A 7,528-nucleotide genomic window follows, 5' to 3' on the forward strand; every position below is an offset into this window, starting at 1 on the left:
CTTAGACCGTGACAATGACGGCTTACCTTGTGAAGTAAAAAAAGGGGACTACGATCAATTTGTAGCTAGCAAACAAACTACTAAAAAGGATGAAACAAAACCACAAGAACCAGTTAAACAGGAAGATACTAAAAAAGAACCTGTAAAACAAGAAAATACACAACAAAACAACCAAACAACAAACAATAAACAAGAGCAAACTAAACAAACAGCTGTAAAGAATGAAACAAAAAAACAAGGTGAAAAATTACCTAATACAGCATCAAACGGTGTTACAATGATGCTTGCAAGCGCTGCTTTAGTATTAGCAGGTTCAGTTCTTGTATTCCTTCGTAAAAAAACGAATGCCTAAACTAATACCTAAAAACGGCAGGAATATTCCTGTCGTTTTTAATGTGGAGTGATAAGTTTGAACAAACTTGTTTGGTTGGGAGCTTTATTAATTACTATCGGCTCTTTTACTTTTTTTTATTACTTTATAGATTGGTATGACGCAAGAAAAACTGTTGAAGCCTTAACAAGTACTGAAATTCAACAATATAAAGATATACAACCTGTTACTAATGATAAAAAAGATGTCAAAAATGAATCAAACAAAGAACAATCCCAACATATTCTACCAAATCAAGAACCTAATCTTACAAATACTAGTGAACCATTACCAGAATCACCAAAACAGATCCCAGCTTCTCAAGTTCAACATCAAATGGGAGAACAAATTGCCTACATGGTGATACCGAAAACTAAACAGAAATATCAAGTTTACTGGGGTGCTGATGCAAAAACTTTAAAAAAAGGGGTAGGAATGTTTGTTAGTGACATTACAACCACTCCTTCTGGAAATGGGCATACTGTTTTAAGTGGACATCGTGATACGGTATTTACTAATTTAGGAGATTTACAAGAACATGACTATATTTTAGTTGAGTATGATAAAAAAATATATACTTATCAAATTCAAAAACACTGGATTACAGATGCAAATGATCGTACCGTAATTATCTCAAGAGATAAACCAACATTAACACTAACTACATGTTATCCATTTAACTATATTGGAGATGCACCTGAGCGATATATCATTGAAGCATCTTTGGTTGCTATTAATTGAGAGTGAGAGCTATAGCTCTCTTTTTTTATTTTTATTCGACATGATACAACAAAATAGTTGTAACTGGATTTGTTATGCTTGGATGAGAAATTCCACATTCCCTATAATTGGAGGAAATGAATTATGCAAAACTCATTTTATACAAAGTGGTGGTTTTGGTTTATCATTGCCGTTGTCGTAATTGTTGTTGTTGGCGGAAAAAACACCAAAGAAGAAGCTACAACTACTCCAACCGAACCCAAAAAAGAAATAAAACCAGAACAACCCAAACAAGATGTTCAACAATCTGCATCGGGATTTACAAATCCTATAAAAAATATCGATAAAACAGCTGCTATGAATGCCGTCAAAGAAAAAGCAAAGAAAGACTTTCCAGATGATTACATGACACAGAATTACGTAGCAGATGAACAATCTAAGGCGTTTGATTATATAAATGGTATTGAACTCAAATCTCAGGAAGAACTAAACGTTATGAAGAAAGCGATTAACGACTTCCCTAACGATTTCATGACGACTAAATATGTGTATGAAGAACAGATAAAAGCTATGAACAAGCAGTAATAAGATATTATGCTTTTCATTTTTTCGCAATCAAAAATATGGATAAATACGTTAAAACAATATTCGGATGAGATTCCAATACATATCATTAAAATTAAAGTGGTTCAAGTCGGAGGAAGGCACCTTTGGGTGTCTTTTTTTCTACATTAAAAAGCCCACCTATTTCCCTAGGTAGGCCATTTTTGATTTTGCATTTGCGTGCGATGATATTATAACAAAACTCCTTTATCCTCAAACTCCCCCATTGTTCTTCTTCAATATATTTAAGATGGTTCTTTGTATATTAGTATAAAGTACGAGCAGCTGCATAGAATGATCCAGAGCCACCATTTATCAGACTGAAATCATCTTTAAGTATTTGGGTACGTTGAATAATTGGCGCTGAATTTTTAGTATTATCTACACCTACTGTACTTGCTGATGCTGCTCCAATCCCTCCAGTTAATACGATACCAGTTGCTAATGTTCCTACTACTAATTTCTTAAACATAATAAATCCCCCTTAAATATTTTTTATAACTTGCACCTTAAATTTATCACTTTTATATTTTTATAAATACTTTGAATTTGCAGAAATATTTATTTAATTATTAACAATATTGGGATTTGATCTTATCAAATGGAAAATAGAAGGGTTTGCGATGATATGTAATAATGCATGTTCATTCGGCAAAAGAATATGATAAACTCTAACCACCTGTTCTATTTTTTCAGTTATCTTGGAAACCTTACTTCTTATTTACCCAAATGGGAGGCGCTTTATGGCGTCTTTTTTTTATTTTCAAGAAGATCTGCCCAATTCATTCCTAAATACATAAGGTAGTGTGCACCCATTAAATTACATGGAATGAACCCTAGTTTTATCCTCTAATCTAAAGGAGGCACTATTGTTATAGGATATGGTGTTAGTTACGGTAAAGGCTGCGGTTTTGCTGGAGGATTTGCTTTATTAGGGATAGCACCACATTACTATCAAGCTAATATTTTAAAATGTCCCCAAAACGAAAATTTTCTTCGTTTTGGGGAACTACCAATTTATTAAGTTGATAGGCATGTGGCGGTCCCCTATTTAGAAAAAGTTATTATCTTTCACCAGCACTTCTTGTTTAACAATTACATGAAAAAAAACTTCCAATGTATTGGCTCAGTTACTAATATGTAAACTATTACAACATCATAAAACCCTGTCAATATAAACAAAACGAGAGATGTTAAGATATATATTCCTGCATATCCTCCATTGTCCTCTGAAACATAATATGCAATCAATCCGAATACAAAAGACATCACTAGCAATGTCATTTGTAAAATATCAAGTACAATCGATATTCTCATTTCGGCGGGAGTAAAATTACTGCCAGCATCGGTAGCAGAATAGTTATAATCCCCATATGAAAATATTAATATCCAAGTAATAAAAACAACATCATACAAAGTAATGCTAAGGTGTTATATTTGTTTGAGTGCATTTCTTTTCCTCCTTGTATTTATGCTTAATATAACTAAAAAGGTGTTCTAAAGGTATAAACCTTCAAAACACCTCTGTATTATTTCAGCATTGAAAGCATTATTTTTTCCAGTTCCGTTTTGTTTACATTCCTATCAAACACTTTTTCTCTCTGATAATCTAAACTAACATTTATGATAACTATCTGATATGCACTATTGTTTCCTTTTGCGGGAACAATCATCTTCATACCTTGTAAATTAGAAATGGGATGATTAGCAGAATAAAACACTTGATTCCCTTCTAACTCATACTTCTTTATATCTTCCTCCCGATTAAAAAGATTATAAAATGGATCTTTACTCCCTTCAAGAATCTCAGATTGATAAATGGTATAACCATATTTCCCCTTTATATATTCTGATTTAATAACTAATTTTGGCGTTCTTTCAGGGAATGAATCCCCGAATTCTTTCTGCAACTTATACCCCTCAACTGTATAATTCGGTTTCTTAATTTGGAAATTAACATATTTTTGCGCTTCTTCTACGGTATATATTAAAGATTCATTCACCTTATCTATAAATGGTTTTAATTGATTATAAAGCGCATTTAACCTTTCACGATCAGCTTGACTCAAACGCTCCTCCCTAAGTTCTTTTGTATCTCCGTCATAATCCTTAAAATTCTCATCTATCTTTCTTTTGACCATTGCTTTTTTCTGAATAGCACGAGTTTCCTTGAACAGTTGTACGTACTGTTCAAATTCCTCTTTTGTTAAACATTTTTCTGCCAAATACAAAAAGTCTGCATCTCTTTTATATGACTTCTCTACCATCCCCCACTCTTTTTCCGCATTTTCTGGTGTACCTAATATTGTTTCTACAGCATTTTGAAAAGCATCTTTAGATTTCTGCTGTTTTTCTACCACTTGTCCCTTCTGCCTTTCATCTCCTTCTACTGCATGTGCATTGAATAAGGAAATAGATGAAACAGCAACTATAGCAATAATTCCAAGAGCGGACCAGCGATAGGATTTCTTCTGGAATTTCTTAATCATAAGAATTCTCCTTTTTAGCGTTCGTTTATTTCTACTTAAATTAGCTAGATTCGGTGCTTGATAATAACTTGAATACTGTTCTAAAAGAGTAATAATTGTATGTCCATATGCAATTTGTTCCTCTGATTCTATAAAAGTGAGCGCAAATGCATCACAGGCTAGTTCTTGATCTTCTCGCATACATGAATAGGCATACCAAAGAATCGGATTAAACCAATTTAAAATGATTAAACTATACAAAACCCAATTTACAGCTATATCTCTTCGTTTCATATGAGATAGCTCATGGTAAAAAATATATTGTAGTTGTTGCTCATTCAATACTTCCATATGTCTGCTTGATAATAATACTCTCGGGCGAAAAAGCCCAAAAACAGTCGGACTTGAGATTTTCCCAGCCAACCGTAATGGAATTTGCTTCTTAATTCCCATAGATTGTTTACAGTTTTCAAAAATCTCAACAATTTTTTCATCCGTAATATTGGGTTGCTTTTTTATGTAAGAATATAATCGTCTATTCGTAATACAAGTTATCGTTGCTAGAATAGCAACTCCAAAAAGCCAAATATATAACGTAACTTTATAAACGGAAAGTGTAGTATCTTCTTTCTTTTTATTACTATCTATTTGGTCACTCTCTTTCATTACATTTACGGAGTTAGATTTGTAACTATCTCCTTTTGTAGTTACTGAATAATTCGTTTTATCTTCTGACACGCTTTTTTGTTGTATAGCTGGAGTAGTATCCTTTTGAAAAATCTCAGACACGCCAGAGCTATATGAAAGAAGAGAATAAATACTGTAGGAACTATCTGGTGACCATGGTAATAGAAGTCTTACAATTAAAATCATCCATAACATGTACTGCCATCGCGGAGTTATCTTATTTCTAAGCAAGATTTTGACACATAAGATTAAGCCGACTAATATACTTGCCATAATGGATGTTTCTATCACCCAATCAAAAAATCGAGGTAGATAGACGTTTACAAACATAGCTATCATCATTATCTATCCTTCCTCTGATTTTCCTCAGACTTCTCATCCAGAATACGTTTGAGTTCGTTAATGTCTTCTGAAGATAGTTTTTCTTCCTTTAAGAAATTCACAAGTAAAGGTTTAAATGCCGCACCATAGAAACGTTTGAGGAGGGATTTTGTTTCTACTTGTAGATATCTATCTTGCGACACTAAAGGATAATAGGCATACATACGCCCTTTATCTTGCTGGTAAGAAACAGCCTCTTTTTGGACTAATCGATTAATAAGCGTTCGAATCGTTTTCGGTTTCCAGTCCATTGTTGCCTCTAGCGCTTCAATCACTTCATTCGCTGTTTGGGGATATTTTGACCAAAGAACCTTCATGATTTCCAATTCAGCTTCCGATATTTTAGGTAATTCTTTCATTGTATAAAATTCCACTCCTTGTATTACATTTGTAATCTATAATTAAATATTACAAATGTAATCCTTAATCGTCAACCATATTTTGGTTTTTTTAATACAGTTCCATAAAAATTTAGAATTTCACCCAAAAAAATAATGAAAATACGCTATTATTTTTGTAGAAATATATAGAAAGGATGGCGTTTTTTATGAATCTTTCGATTCAAGAAGAGTTTCATTTGTTCGCTCAAGAGCTACAGCGATATCTATCTCCACATATTCTTCAACAACTCGCACAAGAGACAGGTTTTGTAAAACGTAAAAGTAAGTATGGCGCACGAGATTTGGCTGCTTTATGTATCTGGATTAGTCAACATGTAGCAAGTGATTCCCTCACTCGATTATGTAGTCAACTTTATGCAAATACAGCTACACTCATGAGTCCAGAAGGACTTAATCAACGTTTTAACCGATGCGCTGTTTTATTTCTACAGCGTGTATTTTCCCTTTTAATCAAAAGCAAACTTAACGATTCTTCTCAAATCTCAAACCAATATACTTCTTATTTTCAACGTATACGTATTTTAGATGCTACTATTTTTCAAGTCCCTAATCATTTGGCTCCTATTTATCCTGGTTCAGGAGGCTGTGCACAAACAGCCGGTATTAAAATTCAGCTAGAGTATGATTTACATAGTGGAAAATTCCTCAATTTTCAGATGGAACCAGGTAAAAATAATGATAAAACCTTTGGTACAGATTGTTTAGATACCTTACGCCCAGGAGATTTATGTATTCGAGATTTAGGATACTTTTCTCTAAAAGATTTAGACCAGATGGATCAACGAGGTGTATTCTATGTTTCACGGTTGAAATTAAATAATAGAGTATATGTAAAAAATGATTACCCAGAATTCTTTCCGGATGGGACAGTAAAAAAGCAATCCCTATATGTTTTACTTAACCTTGAAGATATTATGCATCAGATAAAACCAGGAGATACTTATGAAATTCGGAATGCCTATATTGGACAACAAAAATTATCCTCACGAGTTGTGATATACAGACTGACATCGACTCAAACTCATAAACGTAGGAAACAGCAAACCTATGTTGAAAAGAAAAAAGGAGTTACATACTCTGAAAAAAGTAAATGTTTAACAGAAATCAATATTTATATTACCAACATCCCATGGGAAATTGTTCCGATGGAACAGGTTCACGAGGTTTACTCTCTACGTTGGCAAAAAGAGATTGTATTTAAAACATGGAAATCTCTTTTTGGTATCAATCATTATCACAATATTAAGCGAGAGCGTCTAGAATGTCATCTTTATGGACAGTTAATCGCTATTTTTCTTTGTTCTTCCACTATGTTCAAAATGCGACAGCTGTTACTACAGAAAAAACAAAAAGAATTAAGTGAATATAAAGCAATTTATATGATTCAAGATCATCTGTACTTAGTATATGAAGCTATACAACAAGACACCCAAGAAGTATCAAAAGTTTTCCTTCGTCTGTTTGACCTCTTACAGAAAAACGGACGGAAATCCCATCGATATGAGAAAAAGACAGTCTTTAATATTTTAGGCGTTGTTTATCAGTGCACTGTATCCAATCTAAAGCAGAAAACTGCATAATCTTTAAAATTACACCTTATCAAGGTTTATTTGGAATGCGTATTTTTAAAAACAAATAAACAAAATATCAAGCATGTAGACAACAAGAACGGAAGTTCATGGAATACCCAACCTTAGCTTGATGGGCATGGGATAGCACCAACATTTCGCGAATTTTGTACGCTAAGCAAAATTTCATAAAGAAAAAGCCGATTTCCTATACGCTAGTGAACTGCACCCCAATTGTTAGACACAGTCTAACAATTGGAGGTGCAGTTTTTTGTATGACAAAATTTACGAAGGATTTAAAGTTAACGCTCGTTCAAGGATTTAATCCGA

General features: G+C 33.2%; 7 protein-coding genes. 4 read left to right on the forward strand and 3 right to left on the reverse strand.

Going from position 1 to position 7,528, the window contains the following annotated elements; translation table 11 throughout:
- The 3 genes from MR107_RS28305 to MR107_RS28315 all read left to right on the forward strand — a co-directional run.
- A partial coding sequence (locus tag MR107_RS28305; RefSeq protein WP_242293016.1) for an LPXTG cell wall anchor domain-containing protein occupies positions 1–352 on the forward strand: 352 nt, incomplete at its 5' end.
- Between the two features lie 57 nt (positions 353–409).
- Positions 410–1,111 (forward strand): class D sortase, encoded by a 702-nt coding sequence (locus tag MR107_RS28310; RefSeq protein WP_086388422.1) that lies wholly within the window; start codon positions 410–412, stop codon positions 1,109–1,111.
- A 123-nt stretch (positions 1,112–1,234) separates the two neighbouring features.
- On the forward strand, positions 1,235–1,675 hold the full coding sequence (locus MR107_RS28315) for a hypothetical protein (protein WP_242293017.1): 441 nt from the start codon (positions 1,235–1,237) through the stop codon (positions 1,673–1,675).
- A 283-nt stretch (positions 1,676–1,958) separates the two neighbouring features.
- Here MR107_RS28315 and MR107_RS28320 read toward each other — a convergent pair whose 3' ends face one another.
- The 3 genes from MR107_RS28320 to MR107_RS28330 all read right to left on the reverse strand — a co-directional run bounded on the left by MR107_RS28320 (position 1,959) and on the right by MR107_RS28330 (position 5,588).
- Positions 1,959–2,165, reverse strand: a complete 207-nt coding sequence (locus tag MR107_RS28320) for a hypothetical protein (protein ID WP_242293019.1) — start codon at positions 2,163–2,165, stop codon at positions 1,959–1,961.
- Positions 2,166–3,222: 1,057 nt separating this feature from the next.
- Positions 3,223–5,187: a M56 family metallopeptidase gene (locus tag MR107_RS28325; protein WP_137049932.1), complete on the reverse strand. Its 1,965-nt coding sequence runs from the start codon at positions 5,185–5,187 to the stop codon at positions 3,223–3,225.
- 2 nt (positions 5,188–5,189) lie between these two features.
- Positions 5,190–5,588: a BlaI/MecI/CopY family transcriptional regulator gene (locus MR107_RS28330; RefSeq protein WP_213747437.1), complete on the reverse strand. Its 399-nt coding sequence runs from the start codon at positions 5,586–5,588 to the stop codon at positions 5,190–5,192.
- 188 nt (positions 5,589–5,776) lie between these two features.
- On the opposite strand from MR107_RS28330, the gene MR107_RS28335 reads away from it, so the two are divergent.
- The gene (locus MR107_RS28335; RefSeq protein WP_242293018.1) at positions 5,777–7,210 is read left to right on the forward strand and encodes an IS4 family transposase; all 1,434 of its coding nucleotides are present in this window, start codon (positions 5,777–5,779) and stop codon (positions 7,208–7,210) included.
- Positions 7,211–7,528 lie beyond the last annotated feature (318 nt).

It is taken from the genome of Bacillus cereus group sp. BfR-BA-01441, assembly GCF_022663075.1.
Taxonomy (GTDB): domain Bacteria; phylum Bacillota; class Bacilli; order Bacillales; family Bacillaceae_G; genus Bacillus_A; species Bacillus_A cereus.

Bases quoted from the DNA above. Each gene is read 5' to 3' on its own strand.
- MR107_RS28330 (WP_213747437.1), bottom strand. From the start codon at position 5,588: ATGAAAGAATTACCTAAAATATCGGAAGCTGAATTGGAAATCATGAAG.
- MR107_RS28325 (WP_137049932.1), bottom strand. From the start codon at position 5,187: ATGATAGCTATGTTTGTAAACGTCTATCTACCTCGATTTTTTGATTGG.
- MR107_RS28320 (WP_242293019.1), bottom strand. From the start codon at position 2,165: ATGTTTAAGAAATTAGTAGTAGGAACATTAGCAACTGGTATCGTATTA.
- MR107_RS28335 (WP_242293018.1), top strand. From the start codon at position 5,777: ATGAATCTTTCGATTCAAGAAGAGTTTCATTTGTTCGCTCAAGAGCTA.
- MR107_RS28315 (WP_242293017.1), top strand. From the start codon at position 1,235: ATGCAAAACTCATTTTATACAAAGTGGTGGTTTTGGTTTATCATTGCC.